A 1,404-nucleotide genomic window follows, 5' to 3' on the forward strand; every position below is an offset into this window, starting at 1 on the left:
ATCCGGAGCCCCGCCATGTCCCTTGACCTCAACCAGAACGACCTGTCCCATGTCGTTGCCGCCGACCGGGCGCATGTCTGGCACCACCTGAGCCAGCACAAGCCATACGAGAACGCCGATCCGCGGGTCTTTGTCGAGGGCAAGGGGATGCGGCTCTGGGACACCAACGGGCGCGAGTATCTGGACGCGGTCTCGGGCGGCGTGTGGACGGTCAACGTGGGCTACGGGCGCGAAAGCATCGCCAATGCCATCCGCGACCAGCTGGTCAGGCTCAACTACTATGCGGGGGCGGCGGGCAACGTCCCGGCGGCGCTGTTCGCGGAACGGCTGATCCAGAAGATGCCGGGCATGAGCCGGGTCTACTACTCGAACTCGGGCTCGGAGGCCAACGAGAAGGGCTACAAGATGGTCCGCCAGATCGCCCAACGCCAGCATGGCGGGCGCAAGTGGAAGATCCTCTACCGCGACCGCGACTATCACGGCACCACCATCGGCACGCTGGCGACCTCGGGACAGGACCAGCGCGCGGCCCAGTACGGGCCCTATCCGGACGGCTTCGTGCGCGTGCCCCATTGCCTGGAATACCGCAAGCAGTGGGACGTGGAACACTACGGCGAGCGGGCGGCGGACGCCATCGAGGAGGTGATCCTGCGCGAAGGCCCCGACACGGTGGGCGCCCTCGTGCTGGAGCCGATCACCGCGGGCGGCGGCGTCATCACGCCCCCCGAGGGCTACTGGCCGCGGGTCCAGGAGATCTGCCGCAAATACGACATCCTGCTGCACATCGACGAGGTGGTCTGCGGGCTGGGGCGCACCGGCACCTGGTTCGGCTACCAGCATTACGGCATCCAGCCCGACATCGTGACCATGGCCAAGGGGGTGGCCTCGGGCTATGCGGCGATCTCCTGCACGGTGACGACGGAAGCCGTCTTCGAGATGTTCAAGGACGACGCCAGCGACCCGATGGGCTATTTCCGCGACATCTCGACCTTCGGGGGCTGCACGGCGGGCCCGGTGGCGGCGCTCGAGAACATGCGCATCATCGAGGACGAAGGGCTGCTGGAGAACACCCAGGCCATGGGCGCGCGGGTCATGGCCAACCTTTCCGCGCTCATGGAAAAGCACAAGGTGATCGGCGAGGTGCGCGGCAAGGGCCTTTTCTGCGGGGCCGAGCTGGTCGCGGACCGGCAGACCCGGGAGCCGCTGGACGAAAAGCGCGTCCAGGCGGTGGTGGCCGAGTGCCTGGCCCAGGGCGTGATCATCGGCGCCACCAACCGCTCTCTGCCGGGCTTGAACAACACCCTCTGCCTGTCGCCCGCCCTGATCGCCACCCCCGCCGACATCGACCGCATCACCGATGCCATCGACACCGCGCTGGCACGGGTGATGGGATAGGGCGGCGCG

The 1,404-nt window shown here is 67.7% G+C and carries 1 protein-coding gene; it reads left to right on the forward strand.

Going from position 1 to position 1,404, the window contains the following annotated elements; genetic code table 11:
* Positions 1-15 precede the first annotated feature (15 nt).
* On the forward strand, positions 16-1,395 hold the full coding sequence (tpa, locus tag OU682_RS23950) for a hypotaurine--pyruvate aminotransferase Tpa (RefSeq protein WP_268944677.1): 1,380 nt from the start codon (positions 16-18) through the stop codon (positions 1,393-1,395).
* Positions 1,396-1,404: the final 9 nt, after the last annotated feature.

It is taken from the genome of Paracoccus benzoatiresistens (genome assembly GCF_026913015.1).
Lineage (GTDB): Bacteria > Pseudomonadota > Alphaproteobacteria > Rhodobacterales > Rhodobacteraceae > Paracoccus > Paracoccus benzoatiresistens.